The organism is Allopseudospirillum japonicum, assembly GCF_900108915.1.
GTDB lineage: Bacteria > Pseudomonadota > Gammaproteobacteria > Pseudomonadales > Halomonadaceae > Pseudospirillum > Pseudospirillum japonicum.
In genome coordinates this window covers 98580-115611 of record NZ_FNYH01000008.1, presented here as the reverse complement: position 1 = coordinate 115611, position 17032 = coordinate 98580, and the positions used below count along the sequence as shown (strand labels likewise).

General features: G+C 44.3%; 18 protein-coding genes and 7 tRNA genes. 10 read left to right on the top strand and 15 right to left on the bottom strand.

Annotated elements, in window-relative coordinates; translation table 11 throughout:
- Positions 1-7 precede the first annotated feature (7 nt).
- The 3 genes from BMX05_RS08695 (at position 8) to BMX05_RS08685 (ending at position 2386) form a co-directional block, all read left to right on the top strand.
- Positions 8-1258: an O-antigen ligase family protein gene (locus BMX05_RS08695; protein ID WP_093310301.1), complete on the top strand. Its 1251-nt coding sequence runs from the start codon at positions 8-10 to the stop codon at positions 1256-1258.
- Positions 1259-1343: 85 nt separating this feature from the next.
- Positions 1344-1943, top strand: coding sequence for a Tll0287-like domain-containing protein (locus tag BMX05_RS08690; RefSeq protein ID WP_177166851.1), 600 nt, complete (start codon positions 1344-1346; stop codon positions 1941-1943).
- 86 nt (positions 1944-2029) lie between these two features.
- Complete coding sequence (locus BMX05_RS08685) at positions 2030-2386, top strand: hypothetical protein (RefSeq protein WP_093310294.1); 357 nt, start codon at positions 2030-2032, stop codon at positions 2384-2386.
- A gap of 44 nt (positions 2387-2430) precedes the next feature.
- Here BMX05_RS08685 and BMX05_RS08680 read toward each other — a convergent pair.
- Positions 2431-2518, bottom strand: a tRNA-Ser gene (locus BMX05_RS08680).
- 248 nt (positions 2519-2766) lie between these two features.
- Here BMX05_RS08680 and BMX05_RS08675 point away from each other — a divergent pair.
- On the top strand, positions 2767-3279 hold the full coding sequence (locus tag BMX05_RS08675; protein WP_245710616.1) for a glutathione peroxidase: 513 nt from the start codon (positions 2767-2769) through the stop codon (positions 3277-3279).
- Here BMX05_RS08675 and BMX05_RS08670 read toward each other — a convergent pair.
- Positions 3276-3731 carry a YiiD C-terminal domain-containing protein gene (locus BMX05_RS08670; RefSeq protein ID WP_093310287.1) on the bottom strand — a complete coding sequence of 152 codons (456 nt, stop codon included), beginning with the start codon at positions 3729-3731 and terminating at the stop codon, positions 3276-3278. The two genes, BMX05_RS08675 and BMX05_RS08670, sit on opposite strands and share 4 nt — an antisense overlap.
- An 8-nt stretch (positions 3732-3739) precedes the next feature.
- Positions 3740-4300, bottom strand: a complete 561-nt coding sequence (locus BMX05_RS08665; protein WP_093310285.1) for a nitroreductase family protein — start codon at positions 4298-4300, stop codon at positions 3740-3742.
- A gap of 130 nt (positions 4301-4430) precedes the next feature.
- On the opposite strand from BMX05_RS08665, the gene BMX05_RS08660 reads away from it, so the two are divergent.
- The gene (locus BMX05_RS08660) at positions 4431-5396 is read left to right on the top strand and encodes a hypothetical protein (protein ID WP_093310281.1); all 966 of its coding nucleotides are present in this window, start codon (positions 4431-4433) and stop codon (positions 5394-5396) included.
- 69 nt (positions 5397-5465) lie between these two features.
- On the opposite strand, the gene queF is transcribed toward BMX05_RS08660, so the two are convergent.
- From queF to BMX05_RS08615, 9 genes are all read right to left on the bottom strand, one after another.
- Positions 5466-6311 (bottom strand): NADPH-dependent 7-cyano-7-deazaguanine reductase QueF, encoded by an 846-nt coding sequence (gene queF, locus BMX05_RS08655; protein ID WP_093310279.1) that lies wholly within the window; start codon positions 6309-6311, stop codon positions 5466-5468.
- 26 nt (positions 6312-6337) lie between these two features.
- Positions 6338-7111, bottom strand: coding sequence for an ABC transporter permease (locus BMX05_RS08650; RefSeq protein WP_093310277.1), 774 nt, complete (start codon positions 7109-7111; stop codon positions 6338-6340).
- Positions 7112-7132: 21 nt separating this feature from the next.
- A complete protein-coding gene (locus BMX05_RS08645; RefSeq protein ID WP_093310273.1) occupies positions 7133-8083 on the bottom strand; it encodes an ABC transporter ATP-binding protein in 951 nt (316 codons plus the stop codon).
- Between the two features lie 107 nt (positions 8084-8190).
- Positions 8191-8266 (bottom strand) — tRNA-Gly (locus BMX05_RS08640).
- 1 nt (position 8267) lies between these two features.
- A tRNA-Glu gene (locus tag BMX05_RS08635) sits at positions 8268-8343 on the bottom strand.
- A gap of 24 nt (positions 8344-8367) precedes the next feature.
- Positions 8368-8443: transfer RNA gene (locus tag BMX05_RS08630), tRNA-Gly, on the bottom strand.
- Between the two features lie 2 nt (positions 8444-8445).
- A tRNA-Glu gene (locus BMX05_RS08625) sits at positions 8446-8521 on the bottom strand.
- 55 nt (positions 8522-8576) lie between these two features.
- A tRNA-Gly gene (locus BMX05_RS08620) sits at positions 8577-8652 on the bottom strand.
- Between the two features lies 1 nt (position 8653).
- Positions 8654-8729, bottom strand: a tRNA-Glu gene (locus BMX05_RS08615).
- A 335-nt stretch (positions 8730-9064) separates the two neighbouring features.
- Between BMX05_RS08615 and BMX05_RS08610 the strand changes: the two genes are divergently transcribed.
- From BMX05_RS08610 to infA, 5 genes are all read left to right on the top strand, one after another.
- A complete protein-coding gene (locus BMX05_RS08610) occupies positions 9065-9841 on the top strand; it encodes a hypothetical protein (RefSeq protein WP_093310269.1) in 777 nt (258 codons plus the stop codon).
- 51 nt (positions 9842-9892) lie between these two features.
- Complete coding sequence (gene ylqF, locus BMX05_RS08605) at positions 9893-10798, top strand: ribosome biogenesis GTPase YlqF (RefSeq protein ID WP_177166850.1); 906 nt, start codon at positions 9893-9895, stop codon at positions 10796-10798.
- On the top strand, positions 10795-11490 hold the full coding sequence (gene aat, locus BMX05_RS08600) for a leucyl/phenylalanyl-tRNA--protein transferase (RefSeq protein WP_093310260.1): 696 nt from the start codon (positions 10795-10797) through the stop codon (positions 11488-11490). Before ylqF ends, aat begins: the two co-directional genes overlap by 4 nt.
- Complete coding sequence (locus BMX05_RS08595; protein WP_245710614.1) at positions 11468-12250, top strand: arginyltransferase; 783 nt, start codon at positions 11468-11470, stop codon at positions 12248-12250. The genes aat and BMX05_RS08595 overlap by 23 nt, the downstream gene beginning before the upstream one ends.
- 120 nt (positions 12251-12370) lie before the next feature.
- Positions 12371-12589, top strand: coding sequence for a translation initiation factor IF-1 (infA, locus tag BMX05_RS08590; protein WP_093310256.1), 219 nt, complete (start codon positions 12371-12373; stop codon positions 12587-12589).
- A 106-nt stretch (positions 12590-12695) separates the two neighbouring features.
- Here the strand turns inward: infA and clpA are convergent, their stop codons facing one another.
- The 3 genes from clpA to icd all read right to left on the bottom strand — a co-directional run bounded on the left by clpA (position 12696) and on the right by icd (position 16859).
- Positions 12696-14969 carry an ATP-dependent Clp protease ATP-binding subunit ClpA gene (clpA, locus tag BMX05_RS08585; protein WP_093310253.1) on the bottom strand — a complete coding sequence of 758 codons (2274 nt, stop codon included), beginning with the start codon at positions 14967-14969 and terminating at the stop codon, positions 12696-12698.
- 43 nt (positions 14970-15012) lie between these two features.
- Positions 15013-15345, bottom strand: coding sequence for an ATP-dependent Clp protease adapter ClpS (clpS, locus tag BMX05_RS08580; RefSeq protein ID WP_093310413.1), 333 nt, complete (start codon positions 15343-15345; stop codon positions 15013-15015).
- 254 nt (positions 15346-15599) lie between these two features.
- A complete protein-coding gene (gene icd / locus BMX05_RS08575; RefSeq protein ID WP_093310249.1) occupies positions 15600-16859 on the bottom strand; it encodes an NADP-dependent isocitrate dehydrogenase in 1260 nt (419 codons plus the stop codon).
- Positions 16860-17032 lie beyond the last annotated feature (173 nt).

Here is a 17032-nt window from a genome sequence, read left to right as displayed (position 1 = left end):
AGATGCTGTGAAGATCCCTTTTGGCCTCACGCCTTCGTTGGAGACCTATACTAATCTTGCGGTTTTTTTATTGGGCGCTTTGTGTCTTGCCTTGCCTTCGGGTTACTCCATTGCTGCCGTACTTTTATTATGCGCAAGTATCACCCTAGTGCGCCAGCGCCGCGCTTTAAGTAGCCTGTCTTGGCAAATACACGCTTTGATGTTGGCTTTGCTTGCCTATTGGTTGAGCTTTTTACCCACCTTGACCGAGCTTAGGGAGCTAGATGGTGCCAGTCGTTTTTTACTTGCCTTGCCTGTGTTTTGGTTTCTGTTAAGTATCCGTTTATCGCCTCTATTTTGGTGGCTTGGGGTGATGTTCGGTGCCCTGATTGCCGGCCTACTCGCCAGTTGGCAAAAATGGGGATTGGGTATGCCCAGAGCCGAAGGCTTTACCCATGTCATTCAGTTTGGGGACTTAAGTCTTTTATTAGGGATCTTAAGCCTTGCAGGCGTTGGCTTGGTGCTACAAGGCCAAGGGCGTCAGCGCACCTATTTGCTGATGTTCGCCTTGTTAGCAGGCAGTGCTGGTTTATTAGCCTCTTTACTTTCTGGCAGCCGAGGTGGCTGGATTGGCCTACCTTTCGTGGCTTGGGTACTTTGGCGGGCTTATGCTCCCTGGCTAAGTTGTCGGCTAAAATTTATTTTGCTTGCCTCTGCCTGTATTGTCCCCTTACTTATCTATGCAATTCCGCAAACTGGGGTTGCGACCCGCATTCATGCCGCTTGGCAAGATATTCAACTTTATCAACAAGCTGAAGTGAACACCTCCCTCGGGGCACGTTTTGAAATGTGGCAACTGGCAATTGACTTGATTCCGCAGCGCCCTTGGTTAGGCTGGGGAGAAACGGATTATATGCAGGAAAAGCAAGCGTTAATTACTGCCGGACAAGTCACCCCTGTCATTGCACCTTTTGACCATGTTCATAATGACTTGTTAGATGCCACACTCAAGCGCGGGCTGTTTGGTTTATTGACTTTGTTGGCTTTATACCTCTTACCTATTTTCTATGCACTCCCTTATTTGTATACTTCTTGTACAAGTACGCGTGCACTGGCCACAGCTTTATCCCTCATTCCCATCACTTTTATTGATTTTGGTTTATCGCAAACCCTACTCGCACATCACAGTGGCGCACTTATGTATCCTTTAATGCTCGTTTGTGTGTGGGCGTTACTTGAGCAACAAATACGACACAAGCAAGACCTTGCAGCCTCGTGAAGGTTGCCATCAAGATAAGAAAAAACTAATATTCATACGATTATCAATTTTTACTGCGCTGATGTTGATCATAAGGAGCCACCCAGTGAAACTAAATCCTTTATTTGCCTGCTGCTTTACCCTTTTAACACTCACCCAAGCCAGTTGGGCGCAAGAGACCACAAGTTCGCAAACACCAGATGCCAGCGCTCAAGTCGCTGAGATGAAAACCGGCATTAAAATTTTTGCTACTGAGTTACAAAGCACCTTAAAAGCGGCCATTGGTGAAGGTGGTTTACCTGCTGGCATCGGCGTTTGTAGTGAGAAAGCCGCCCCCATTGCACAAGAAGTCAGCCAAGCACAAGGATTCGAAATTGCCCGTACTAGCTTAAAAGTACGCAACCCAGACAATGCCGCAGATGCTTGGGAACAACAAGTCTTACAAGATTTTGCAGCTCAAAAACAGGCCGGTACCCCAATTGCTGAATTAGAATACAGTCAAGTGGTGGAGGAAGAAGGTCAGCAAGTCCTGCGCTATATGAAGGCCATTCCAACGCAATCTATGTGCTTAAGTTGCCATGGTGCCGATAGCCAGATTCAGCCCGCTGTCTTACAGAAGTTGGATGAGTTATATCCGCAAGATCAAGCACGTAACTTTAATGAAGGTGATATCCGTGGTGCCTTTACTTTAAGAAAACTGCTATAAATTTACTCGCAACACAAGCACTCAAGGAAGAGTGCCTATCATCAACTCAGGACCACAAAGGAAGGAAGCCACAATAGGGATATTTTATGCGCGTACAACATTTTATATTAGCTAGTTTCTTATTAATCATTAGCCCTACCAGCCAAGCTGTAAAAAGTTATGGTAAATTAAACCACAACACTAGCTATAGCGATCTGGAGATTCGACGCACATCAGGCAATAATAGCTGTCGCCTGAGTATTACAGTCCAGAATGAGAGCCGCACCTTACGCGATGCTGTCGGCGTCAAACTCTATGCTTTTGATATTCACAAGAATTTGCTGTGGTCTAAATACTTATCGATAGGCACTTTAGGGCCTAAGGGTAAGGCAAGTGCTCACAGTCGAGTGCGCCCCTGTACAGAAGATCATCCTTACCAGATGCAATTTAAAGTCTATCATTAGGCATAAAAAAAGCCCTGATTAATCAGGGCTTTTCTTTTTGATTCTGGCGGAAGAGGAGGGATTCGAACCCTCGATGCCTTGCGACATACACACTTTCCAGGCGTGCTCCTTCGACCACTCGGACACTCTTCCGTACAAGTGAGGCAAAATTATACGTTATTTTTTTGCCAAGTCAAGTTTGATTTTTATTTTGCTTAGCTTGCTTATTTCTTATGCAAAAGCTATACAAAAATCATACACTCTATCATACTCTTAAGCCACTTTATTTATCATTAGGTGATGTTATGCGGTTAGCTTCCCCTTGGCTCATACTGGTTTACCTATGTTCTTGCTCTGTCGCTTTTGCTCAAGATCTATCCTCTATCAAAGGAGCACAACCTATGACGACATCTTGCCCCCTTATGCTGCAATCCACCCAAGGACGCTTGCATAGCTCAGAAAGCTTAGATCTGTGCCAATTTGCTGGTCAACCGCTTTTGATCGTCAACACAGCGAGCCATTGCGGCTTTACTAAGCAGTTTCAAGGGTTAGAAAGTTTGCACCAAAAATATGGCCCTCAAGGACTAGTGGTTTTAGGCTTTCCTTCTAATGATTTTTTTCAAGAAGCACAAAGCGAGGAAAAAATTGCCGAAGTCTGTTTGCTGAATTTTGGCGTTAGCTTCTCCATGTTCAAACCAACCCATGTACGCCGTAGTGACCTGAATCCTGTTTTTCAAACTTTATTTGAGCAAGGCGCCCCGCGTCCGCGCTGGAACTTCAACAAATACCTTGTTGATGCCCAAGGCCATTTTGTACAACACTTTGGTGCTACCACACCGCCTGATAAAGCTAGCTTTATCCGTGCGATTGAAAACTTACTCGAGCCATCAACAACGCAGACTACGTCAAATTAAGTGGCTAATACGCGATAGTCCCCTTGATAAGTCAAGGCAGTTTTTTGTGCACATTGTAGATCAGCACGTAAACTAATCCCTGCTTTTGTCCCCGCCTTCACTTGTTCAATTAACTTGGAGGCGGTGTACCCTGTTTGAGGCCGACAGATTAGTTCAAAGTCTTGCGTAATTGGTGCAAGAAAATCACTTTGATTTGACTTCACCACCACAGGACGCACTAACCCAGCCTCTTCCAAAGTTAAAGTAACCCACATCCAACCGGCCAAAGTTACTAAAGCATTCATTCCACCACCAAAACCTGTACCCTTATCATTAATTAAGGGTGCCAAAGCCAGTTTCATCTGCAAGGCTTGTTCATTAAAATCCAAACTTTGAATCCCTAAATGTTGTACAAGAGGAATTTTGCGGCAGGTGTCTGCTAAAAATGCGTCTAAAAATTCTTGCGATAACATAGGTGGCCTTATCCGGAAATTTTAGTGACAAAGTCAGTGATTTGATGCCCTGGCAGTGGTTTATAAGCGCCTGCAGGTGTTCCTAAATACAAGAAACCGACCAGTTTTTCATGTGCTTGTAAACTAAGAGATTGATGTAAGCTCGGTGAATAAGTCAACCAACCTGTACGCCACATCGCTCCCCAACCCAGTGCATGGGCTGCCAATAAAATACCATGTGCAGCACAAGCCGCAGACATGAGTTGTTCAACTTCTGGCACTTTAGGGTGAGATTGGCACACAGCAACCACCAATACGAGCATGGGCGCACGTGTACACATTTGCCGTGTTTTTTCTAACTGTGCTGGCGTGGTTTGGGCTTGTTCTTGCTGTTGTGCTTGTACAAAATATTCACCTAGTTGCTGCAAAGCTTGCCCTTGAAATTCAATAAACCGCCAAGGGCGTAAGCATCCATGATCAGGAGCGCGCAATCCAGCCTGATACAGGTGCTGCATCGTGCTATCATCAGGCGCAGGTGCTACCAGACGGGGCATAGAGTTACGCGTCAACAACAGTTCTAAAGCATGCATAGATCTTATCCTTCATAGTGAAGACTTGGCAGCGCCTCTTCTAGAGTAGGCAGTACAAGACGGATAATGATAGCATTTCTTGTGCCCTAAAGGTTTACGTTGGCCATCGCTACAGGAGTGAAAGCCCATTATGCAGTTATCAACTTTCGCCTTACTCGGCATTGTCGAGCTTATCGTGCTCCTGCTGGGCACCCTTGTGTTCCTTGTCATCCATATACGCACGCTAAAAAAACGCCTGCAAAAATTAAAGAATGCCGTTGCTCGCAAGGTCAGCATAGAGCCACAACAGGATGAAGAAGCTCAACTCCTGTTAATACGTTTAGGACAACTGATTGACCATTTGCCTGTGAAGCATCCCGAAACGCAAGAACTCCATGTTGCCCAACGTGATCTTGCAGAACGACTAGCACGCCGCCTTGGCTGTGAGCTGGCTGCACCTTCAGAGTTAAAATCTTCAACAAGTGCCAAAGTGGCCGGTGCTGCTGCCTTGGGGGTTGCTGGGGCAGCGGTTGCTGATGCGGCTTTATTGGAAGATTTCGATTTGGATGTTGACCCAGATGCAGAACTAGAAACCTTGCCAGAAGCTCCTGATTTACAAGAAGATTTTCCTGTAGAAGAAGATAATACCCAAGCCCTTACCGAAGAGCTTGGCGTGCATTTCGATATTAGTATGGATGATCTGCCAACTGACGCCCTGTTTGATGAAGATGAAGATATCTTGAGTTCAAGCTCCCCTAGTCTTAGTAGCCACGAATTCGAACAACTAGATCCAGATATGGGTGCGCCTTTACATGCATCACGTACAGAGCTAGATCCACAGATACAGGAAGAAGACTTAGATCATGAAATACATGCATTATTAAAAGATGATGCGCCCGATACAGACGATTTTGATATGCCAGAATTTACCGATGAATCTACTCAAGCAACCTCTGAGGAAGAAGATGAAATTCCTTACGAAGAATCCATGTTTGATCATACAGATGAAATGCAAGATATGGATTTATTAGATTCTAGTCTAGATGAACTAGATGATTTTAATTTTGGTGAACATTTATTAAATGATGGAGAAGAAGATCCACAGAAAAAAATATAAAATTTCTCTATAACCTAGCCTCCTCCTTTACTGGACGGAGGCAAGTACCACAAAAAATATCGTATTTTTTTATTGACGTATTGTACGTATTAAAGGTGCATGAGCTGCTTTTGCATCTGACGTGCGCCAAGGATTGATGTCTAAACCACCGCGCCGTGTATAACGAGCATATACACTGAGCTTCTCTGGTTGGCATACATGCCAAAGTGTGTAATAAATGCGCTCTACACAATGCTCGTGAAAATCTTGATGTTGGCGAAAGCTTAAAATATAAGCTAACAAAGCAGATAAGTTTAAAGGTGCCCCTTGGTATTCAATCCATAACGTTGCCCAATCAGGTTGGCCTGTGACTGGACAATTAGATTTTAACAAGTGTGAATAATAGTATTCAGGCTTTACTAGTTTCTTACCTTTTTCTACATCAGCCAATAAATCTGGCTGATCGACTGGTGCGCTTGCAATTTCATCCTGCAACTCTAAATCATCTAAACACATGCCTTGTATTGGTTTGGGTTGCAAATACATTTCTGCTTGCTGCCAAGTCCACAAATCCACTTGTACTTGCATTCCGGCAACTTGAGTTAAGTCCTGGCTTATTTGTGCTTGCACCGCTTCTAAACTAGGCCATTGACTTTGGTTAAATGAGTTCAAATATAGCTTTAAAGATTTGGATTCAATTAAATTTTGACTTTGCAAAGGCAAGCGAATACTCGCAAGTGCAATTTGTGGTTTGGCCTTCATATCGAGCCAAGAAACTTCATACGCTGTCCACATATCTTCACCATAACAAGGAACCCCCTCGGTCTGTAAATGTTGGCGCTGTAGATGGCGTGCAATAGGATAAAGCCATTTAGAATCGTATTTTTTTGGGTAAGGACTGGCCTTACCTAAATTTGATGCCTCAGCTGGATGCATATTTACCCCTTATCTCGTATCGAAATTTAACTACGAATGCCATAACCACGATTAAGCAGCCATAATGCCCAGCTAAATAGGGCAATAATAAATAAGAAGACGACAATGAGCGCTGTTACCACATTAATATCTGACACACCTAAAATACCATACCTGAAAGTATTGACCATATACAAGATAGGATTAATCAAGGAGACGCCTTGCCAAAATTCAGGGAGTAATTTAATAGAATAAAACACACCTCCTAAATATGTTAAAGGCGTCAAAATAAATGTAGGTACAATTGCAATATCATCAAACTTTTTGGCAAACATGGCATTAATAAAACCACCTAAGGCAAAAAGTACAGCTGTCATAAAAATAACTAACAAGGTAACAAACAAGTTATTCAAGCTAAGATCAGTAAAAAATAAAGAAAGCAAGGTTACAATAAAGCCAACACAAAGGCCGCGTGCAACGCCACCTAAAACAAAACCAACTAAAATCACCCAATTAGGAATTGGGGAGACTAGCATTTCTTCAATCGAACGTTGAAATTTAGTGCTAAAGAAAGAAGAAGTCACATTGGAATAACTATTAGTAATGACAGACATCATGATTAAGCCTGGCACAATAAACTGCATATAGGTAAATCCTTCCATACTCCCTATACGTGTCCCAATGAGATTCCCAAAAATAACAAAATATAGTCCCATAGTAATGGCTGGTGGTAATAAGGTTTGTCCCCAGATTCGCAAAAAACGCCGAATTTCTTTGATCAAAATAGTCTGCAAAGCGATACGATATTGTGAAAATTGCATTTTGCTATCCTATAGTCATTTTTATACTGAACTTGTTTCTAGATGTGTGTTTTTGGCCTGCACTAGCTCAACAAAAAGTTCTTCTAATCGATTCGATTTATTACGCATACTAGAAACTTGAATCCCCTGAGATTCAAAAAAATGAAATACTTGATTTAAGTAGCACCCTTTGCGTAGATCGACTTCTAGTGAGGAATCATCTAATACACGTACTTGATAACCTTCTGTTTGTTGATTCACCGCGGCTGTCAGCGGTGTGCGTGTGTCAAAGATAAAAGTTTCTGTATTCAATTCTTGCAATAAAGACTTCATACTCGAGTTTTTAATAATTTTTCCTTGATCAATAATCGCAATATTGCGGCACAAACTTTCTGCTTCTTCAAGATAATGTGTAGTTAAAATAATCGTGGTGCCTTGTGCATTAATTTCACGCATAAAATCCCACATGGAGCGTCTTAGCTCAATATCCACACCTGCAGTAGGTTCATCTAAAATCAATAACTTAGGTTGATGCACTAAGGCACGGGCTATCATTAAACGCCGTTTCATTCCTCCTGATAACATACGTGATGCCTGATGTCTTTTATCCCACAAACCCAGAGCTTTTAAATAATGTTCTGCGCGTGATCTTGCTTGTGCTAAAGGCATCCCATAAAAACCACCTTGTGTCACGACAATATCAAGCACTTTTTCAAATTGATTAAAATTAAATTCTTGCGGTACAACTCCTAATTGACGCTTCGCTGTCGCAAAATCTTTATCAATATCAATACCACAAACTTCAATTTGCCCTTCTGTCTTATTAATCAAAGAAGATACAATCCCCAAAGTAGTTGATTTTCCGGCGCCATTTGGCCCTAAAAGGGCAAAAAAATCACCTTCTTCCACAGTGAGATCAATACCCTGTAAGGCTTGAAAACCATTAGCATAGGTTTTACTTAAATGACGAATCACCAAGGCTTGTGAGCACATATTCGCTCTCCTATTGGGCTGGTGGATAAGAGGTAATAAAAATGCTTGATATAAAAAATAGCCAACGCAAAAAAGCAGCCACAAAAGGGCTGCTTTTTCTATAATTCTGGAGCGGGAAACGAGACTCGAACTCGCGACCCCAACCTTGGCAAGGTTGTGCTCTACCAACTGAGCTATTCCCGCTTGGCGTCCCATAGGGGGTTCGAACCCCTGTTACCGCCGTGAAAGGGCGGTGTCCTAGGCCACTAGACGAATGGGACATAAGCTTGGGTATCAATAATTTTTGGAGCGGGAAACGAGACTCGAACTCGCGACCCCAACCTTGGCAAGGTTGTGCTCTACCAACTGAGCTATTCCCGCTTTGGCGTCCCATAGGGGGTTCGAACCCCTGTTACCGCCGTGAAAGGGCGGTGTCCTAGGCCACTAGACGAATGGGACACATAAAATTTTTACGTACATCTTCTTGCTAACGTGCTTTTTACTAAAAGCAAATTGGAGCGGGAAACGAGACTCGAACTCGCGACCCCAACCTTGGCAAGGTTGTGCTCTACCAACTGAGCTATTCCCGCTTGGCGTCCCATAGGGGGTTCGAACCCCTGTTACCGCCGTGAAAGGGCGGTGTCCTAGGCCACTAGACGAATGGGACTTCGTTGCAAGCACCTCATTTAGGTGGCGCGTATAATATATAGCGGGTTTTATTCTGTCAAGATGATTTATTTATTTTTTTTCAAAATGGTAAAAATTCCTGCATATCCTTTAAGTAAGCTGCCGCAAGCGTAGCATCTCATAGGGACACAAGAGTATACTCACACTCAACCAACAGCTTGAAAGGATGCGCTTTACTATAGTTTCCTACTATCACGAAGTAAGCATCCTACCTTGCTCTAGGGGCTGCTGCACTCTAGCTATCTATGCAAGTATCCTGCAGATACCTGAAGTTTTTACAGGTGTTAGCTTCACAGGCACACAAGGTAGAGATAAATGACGATTACCACCATAGCACTCTTAGGCGGATCTCTCGTTATCGCCCTTGGGATGATCTTTTTTGTCTACGCACGTCAACGCGCAGAACAAAAACGCATTGAACGTGCTCGCCGTGTCCGTTTATTAGGAGATCGCGCACGCCAATTGCAGTTTTTGATTGACGAAATCCCACCCCATTATTTAGATCACGACTTTCGTATTTTTCTTGCACGCCAAGTCGTCGATTTTTTGCGCGAGCAATCTGAGTTAGATCCCAAAGACGCACGCGCACAAAAAAATCTGGATGCGGCTGAAGAACATGCTCTTGTTGTTGAGAGTGGTAAAAACCTCAACAACAAACCTATCACAGACATTCAAACAGCGAATGTCGTGCGCCGTAACTTAAAAAACTTGCACAAATATATTCTTGGCCAATATCAAGACCGTAAAATTCCCCAAGTCAGTGCACAGTCCTATCTTAAACAGATTAAATCTGCGTTTACCAAGTCTATCCTCGAAGTTTACAGCCATGCGGCTGAAACGGCGCAAAATGCAGGGAAACTGAGAGTTGCTATCATTCATTATAAACGTATCATTAATGAATTGAACAAACAAAACGCCGCTGGCGAGTACAATGATACAATTTTAAATTGTAAGCGGCGTATTGATCGCCTCGAGCAAGAAGTTGCAATGCAAGAGGCAAATGCGAAAAATCAAAATAATCAGCTAAGCCAAGGCTTAGATAAGATGTTAGAAGAAGAAGATACTTGGAAGAAAAAGCAAGTCTACGATTAAAGCACTTGTTTTTAACCAGGTTTTTATCTCAATAGAAGGTATATTTCCATTATGGCGTTAGGCTGGTACCCAGGACACATGCATAAGGCACAGCGAGAAATTCGCAAAGTCTTACCTGAAATTGATGTCGTCATTGAAGTTTTGGATGCGCGCATTCCTCATTCTAGTGCAAATCCAATGCTTGCCAATATTTGCCGCAATAAACCTAGACTGAAGCTTTTGTCTAAGTCCGATTTAGCGGATTCACAATTAACTCAAACCTGGGTACAACATTTACAGCAGGACAGCCAAGTCCGCGCTTTGCCTATCATCACACCACAAGCCAACACACTCAAACCCATTGCTTCTTTATGTCGTCAGCTCGCTGGCCATATCCGTGCTGATCGAGCACTACGTGTGATGATTATGGGGATCCCTAACGTTGGTAAATCCACTTTAATTAATTCCTTAGCAGGTAAACGTATTGCCAAAGTAGGTAATGAGCCTGCGGTCACGAAAGCCCAGCAAAAGATTATGCTCAAGCAAGGCTTAGCTTTATTTGATACTCCAGGCGTTCTCTGGCCTAAACTGGATCCGCCAACTTGTGCCTATCGTTTGGCTGCGACAGGGGCTATTCGTGATACGGCAATGGATTATTACGACGTGGGTTTATTTACTGCTGCTTGGCTCAATACAAATTATCCACAAGTTTTAGCAAAGCGTTATAAGCTGGAGCAAAGGTTATCTCCTGAAGATACCCTAGCCCATATAGGGCAGCGCCGCGGGGGTTTACGTGCAGGGGGCGAGATTGACTTTCACAAAGCCGCCGAAGTTCTTCTGCATGATTTACGCGCGGGCCATTTAGGGCAACTGACGTTAGAAACCCCTACAGATATAGAAAAAGAACTCGCCGAATACCAAGCAGCCAGCTTGCAGCAAGAACATTCGCAAACGCCAGAAGACACGCAAATTCCATGATCTATTTGCCTGAATTAGGTAATAATCCAGAAATATTCCCGCCTTTAACCCAAGCAACACCCGATGGTTTGTTGGCTTGGGGTGGTGATTTAAGCTGTGCGCGTCTTTATGCCGCTTATCAACGTGGGATTTTCCCTTGGTATTCTGAAGGAGAGCCTTTACTTTGGTGGTCGCCTGATCCACGCATGGTATTATACCCAGAGCAACTCCATATCAGCCGCAGCTTGAAAAAAACACTTCACCAGCGCAAGTTCCGTATCACCATGAATCATGCATTTGCTCAAGTAATTTCTGCCTGTGCCGAAATACCTCGACAAGGCCAAGCGGGGACTTGGATCACGCAAGAAATGCAAGCTGCTTATCAAGCCTTACACCAGCAGGGTGCTGCACTCTCGGTAGAAGCTTGGCAACAAGATAATTTAGTTGGCGGTGCCTATGGTGTCATTATCGGCCAGGCTTTTTTTGGTGAATCCATGTTTGCACGCGCTAGCAATGCCTCTAAGGTTGCTTTTGTGCACCTAGTGCAATACTTGGCCGCCCAAGGCTGCCTTTTGCTTGATTGCCAAGTGTATAGTGCACATCTTGCCAGCTTGGGCGCTCGGTTAGTACCACGCCAAGTATTTAGCCAACAGCTTAAAAATGCGGTGAATACCCGAGATAGGATTGCCTGTGAGCCACTCGAACTCAATTGAAGATATTGTTAGGCTGCGCTTTTATAAAACGCACGCTCATCAATGCAGCTATCTTGCGGATCGTCAGGCGACGACCTTGTTTCTTGATCCTAAACAGGAAATCACCTCATCTTTGTACGATTTTCTGTCGGATTTGGGCTTTAGACGCAGTGGACAAAACTTATATCGCCCTTACTGTGAAAATTGTAGCGCTTGCTTATCCTCGCGGATTCCTGTAGAAGCCTTTTCACCCTCACGACAACAACGAAAAATTTACAACCGCAACCAAGATTTGCAAGTGATCCCCCAACCAGCCCATTTTGTCGATGAGCATTATCAACTCTACGCCAAGTACATTCACCAACGCCATCCAGATGGTGATATGTATCCAGCGGATGAATCTCAATACCAAGGCTTTTTAGTCACACAAAAAGCTTATGCTTTTTTGTACGAGTTTCGTTTACACGGGAAGCTCCTTGCGGTCGCGGCGGTCGATCACCTTCATCAAGGTTTATCCGCTACCTATACTTTTTATGATCCAGATCCAAAATACCAGCGCCGCAGCTTAGGAACTTATGCTATCTTATGGCAACTTGCTTATGCACACCAGCTGCGCTTGTCTTATGTGTATTTAGGTTATTGGATTGCTGAATGTCGTAAAATGGCGTATAAGTCCAGTTTTTACCCGCTTGAAGTCTTGCGTCGCCCTCATGAATGGGTACGTCAGGACGAATTCATCCCCTTAAGTGATCTCGATGAGGATACCTCTTGGACACTTTAAGGCTTCTTATTTTGCTTATTCAACGCAGATGGTGCAGAATATAGCGCGATTTTTGCAGCTTCCATTCACTTTTGCTTGAGAAGCTGCTCTGTGTTGATAGCTCCTAAAGGTAACGAGTGTATGGCTAAAGAAGACAGTATTGAAATGGAAGGTGTGATTATTGACACCCTACCAAATACCATGTTCCGTGTTGAATTGGAAAACGGCCACGTAGTGACCGCTCATATTTCTGGCAAGATGCGTAAAAATTACATCCGTATTTTAACCGGTGATAAGGTGAAGGTAGAACTCACACCTTACGACTTAAGCAAAGGCCGCATTGTCTATCGTGCGCGTTAAACCCGTCCCTTAAGTCCGCTTCCTCGATGTTGGCAAGATGAATTCTCCTTTGCGTACATAATGTATTCCTCACCTTGCCAACCCCCTTCTTTCACTGATGCAAAGATCACGCAGGGGTAGTCACCGCTTCCCAATCTAGTTTTAAACTTTGGGTTTCTTTTTCTAGATTGACAAAAACGGTACCACCTTGTGCAAGCTCACCAAATAAAATGGCCTCCGCGAGGGGCTTTTTCAATTTGTCTTGAATCAAGCGTGCCATAGGGCGGGCACCCATGTCTTTATCATAGCCTTGTTCTGCTAGCCAAGTGCGCGCTTCTTCATCCACTTCCAAGGTCACTTGTTTATCTTCAAGCTGGGTTTGTAACTCAACTAAGAATTTGTCGACGACATTTTTCACCACCTGTAGTTCCAAAGCATGGAACTGAATGATAGCGTCTAAGCGGTTACGAAACTCAGGAGTGAATTGCTTACGCAAAACTTCCATACCATCGCTGGAGTGGTCTTGTGTTTGGAAACCAATCGACCGCCGATTTAAGGTCTCCGCCCCCGCATTTGTGGTCATAATCAAAATCACGTTGCGAAAATCTGCCTTGCGGCCATTGTTATCTGTGAGTGTGCCGTGATCCATGACTTGCAGTAAGAGATTGAACACATCAGGATGCGCTTTCTCAATTTCGTCTAGCAAGAGCACTGCATGTGGATTTTTCGTAATCGCTTCTGTTAACAAGCCGCCTTGGTCATAGCCTACATAGCCAGGAGGCGCACCAATCAAGCGTGATACGGTATGACGTTCCATATACTCAGACATATCAAAGCGCACAAGCTCAATGCCCAATAGGCGTGCTAGCTGCCGCGTCACTTCCGTTTTACCAACCCCAGTGGGGCCTGCAAATAAGAAAGAGCCTATGGGTTTTTCTGGTGCTTTCAGCCCTGCACGCGACAACTTGATCGCATTTGCAAGCGTCTCTATCGCCTCGTCTTGACCAAAGACCAACATTTTCAAGTTGGTGTCTAGCTTACGTAGCAATTCTTTATCTGAACTAGAAACACTTTTTGGCGGAATGCGCGCAATTTTTGCCACAATGGCTTCGATTTCTTCCACTCCAATACAAGTTTTACGCTTTTCTGCGGTTTGTAATTGCTCATAAGCGCCTGCTTCATCCACCACATCAATGGCTTTATCTGGCAGATGTCTGTCATTAATGTAACGCGCTGATAAACGTGCTGCTGCTTCCAAAGCATCATCCTGATAATTTAACTTATGATGCTGCTCGAAGCGGCTTTTCAAGCCTTTTAAAATCCCTATGGTATCCTCGACAGAAGGCTCTAACACATCCACTTTCTGGAAACGACGTGCCAAAGCGCGATCTTTTTCAAAAATACCGCGAAATTCTTGAAATGTCGTAGAACCGATACAACGAATTTGCCCACCAGATAACAAAGGTTTCAACAGGTTAGAAGCATCCATCACACCGCCAGACGCGGCACCTGCACCGATAATGGTATGAATCTCGTCAATAAATAAAATCGCGTGGGGCTGCTTTTTCAGATCGGCAAGCAAGGTTTTCAAGCGCTTCTCAAAATCCCCCCGATATTTAGTACCTGCCAGCAAAGCGCCCATATCCAAACAATATACAATGCTTGAAGCGATCACCTCAGGTACTTGCCGATCCACAATGCGCTTGGCTAAGCCTTCTGCAATCGCAGTTTTACCCACCCCTGCCTCACCAACAAGTAGAGGGTTATTTTTACGCCGCCGTGCCAAAATTTGGATCACGCGCTCAACTTCTGCTTCACGCCCTACCAGAGGATCAATGCGGCCAATACGGGCTTGCTCGTTTAGATTAGAAGTATATGCCTGTAATGCTTGCTGCCCAGTTTGGGGGCTTTCACTTAAATTTTCATCTAACGCTTCTTGATCAGGGGCGGTTTCCTGACCTGCCAATTTAGAAATGCCATGGGAAATAAAATTCACCACATCAATACGGGCAAGCCCTTGGTGGCGTAGAAAGTACACTGCTTGGCTTTCTTGCTCACCAAAAATCGCCACCAAAACATTGGCCCCTGTGACTTCTAACTTCCCTGATGATTGCACATGAAACACCGCACGCTGGAGCACACGTTGGAAACCCAGTGTTGGTTGGGTGTCTCTTTCTTGAATTTGGCTATCTGCTAAAGTCGGTGTTGTCGTACGAATAAACTCGTGTAGATCCGTACGCAGTTGCTCAATATCTGCACCACAGGCACGTAGAACCTCTGTCGCTGAGCCATCATCTAACAAAGCGAGCAACAAATGCTCGACTGTCATAAATTCATGGCGCTGCGTATGCGCAAGGGTGAAGGCCGAATTTAAGGTTTTTTCAAGTTCTTTGCTGAGCATGGGAGTACCCTCTTGGCCGCCAAATTATGGAGTGAGCTCGGGTTTAGTCCACCGCTTCGATATCACAAAGCAGGGGGTGCTCACATTGCTGTGCATACTGGTTAACCTGCATCTGCTTGGTTTCGGCCACATCCCGGGTGAAAACACCACAAACACCACGTCCTTGCAAGTGAACCGCAAGCATTACTTCAGTTGCACGCTCTTGATCCATATTAAAAAATTCCATCAATACCTCGACGACAAAATCCATAGGCGTATAGTCGTCGTTTAACATCACCACTTGGTACATGCGCGGTGGTTTAAGTTGAGGACGCGCAGGCGCAAGGCTGACATCCTCATGGGCATCCCCTGCCGCATCTTCATCAGAAGTTGCCATTGCGTATACCTCAAAAGATGAGGCTGAGTGTAAACTTAGAGGCTGATAAGCCCAAGGTGTTTCATCATGCATGATCATTAAAAATAGATAATAAATATATATTAAACCCAGAAGGCTCGCTTAAAAAATTCAGTGTATTGGTAATACAAAACTGATGCTTTCTTCCAGCAAGATAGCACACCCGAGAACAAACAAAAAACCCGCTCATGTAGCAACACGAACGGGATGATAAGACCGAACAACACCGAAGCAGTTTAATCCATGTGCGCAATCACAGCGGCGCCAAACTCAGAACTCGAGAGGAGCTCAGCGCCCTCCATCAAGCGTTCAAAATCATAAGTCACTGTTTTTGCAGCAATTGCACCTTCCATACCTTGGATAATTAAGTCCGCTGCTTCTACCCAACCCATATGACGCAACATCATTTCTGCCGATAGAATTAACGAACCAGGATTGACTTTATCTTGACCTGCATATTTAGGTGCTGTGCCATGTGTTGCCTCAAACATGGCTACAGAATCAGAGAGATTCGCACCTGGGGCAATCCCTATACCACCGACTTCTGCGGCCAAAGCATCGGATAAATAATCCCCATTGAGGTTTAAAGTCGCAATCACATCATATTCTGCAGGACGCAACAAAATCTGTTGTAACATGGCATCTGCAATCACATCTTTTACAATAATTTGTTTGCCTGTATTAGGGTTAGCAAATTGCATCCAAGGGCCGCCATCCAGTAGTTCAGCGCCAAATTCTTCCGCTGCTACCTGATAACCCCAATCTTTAAAAGCGCCTTCAGTGAATTTCATAATGTTGCCTTTGTGTACCAAGGTCACTGAACTGCGATCATTATCAACTGCGTATTGCAGCGCTTTACGCACCAAGCGTTTGGTACCTTGGGCTGAAACTGGCTTAATACCAATACCACACTCTTCGGTGAAGCGAATCTTGTTCACACCCATTTCTTCACGGAGGAACTTAATCAATTTATCGGCTTCAGGCGTCCCCGCTTTCCATTCAACTCCTGCATAAATATCTTCTGAGTTTTCGCGGAAAATCACCATATCAACATCACCGGGATTTTTAACCGGACTAGGTACCCCAGTAAACCAACGCACAGGACGCTGACAGACATACAGATCTAGCTCTTGACGCAAAGCGACATTCAAGGAACGAATCCCACCACCGACAGGGGTTGTCAGAGGGCCTTTAATCGACACGACATAATCTTTGATCGCAGTAAGGGTTTCTTGCGGTAGCCAAGTGTCCTTATCATAGACTTGCGTCGCTTTTTCACCGGCATATACCTGCATCCAAGCAATTTTACGTTGACCTGCATACGCTTTCGCCACGGCAGCATCCACTACAGCTTGCATCGGTGGCGTCACATCAACACCTATCCCGTCTCCCTCAATAAAAGGAATAATCGGTTGGTCGGGAACCAAGAGAGAAAAATCCTCTTGTACTTGGATTTTTTCGCCAGTACTAGGAACACAAATATGTTGAAATTCCATTGTTTTACTCCCTCACTTTTCTTGTTATGCAACATGAGCTAGCTGCTTATTTCTTGTACAGATTAGAAGGAGTTGGATACTTGAGCAAGCCAAGTGCAAAGAGAAAACCGTTAATTTTTTTATCTTGATCACTAAAAAGCCGCACGGAAAAGTCACTTTACTGCAAGCATCTG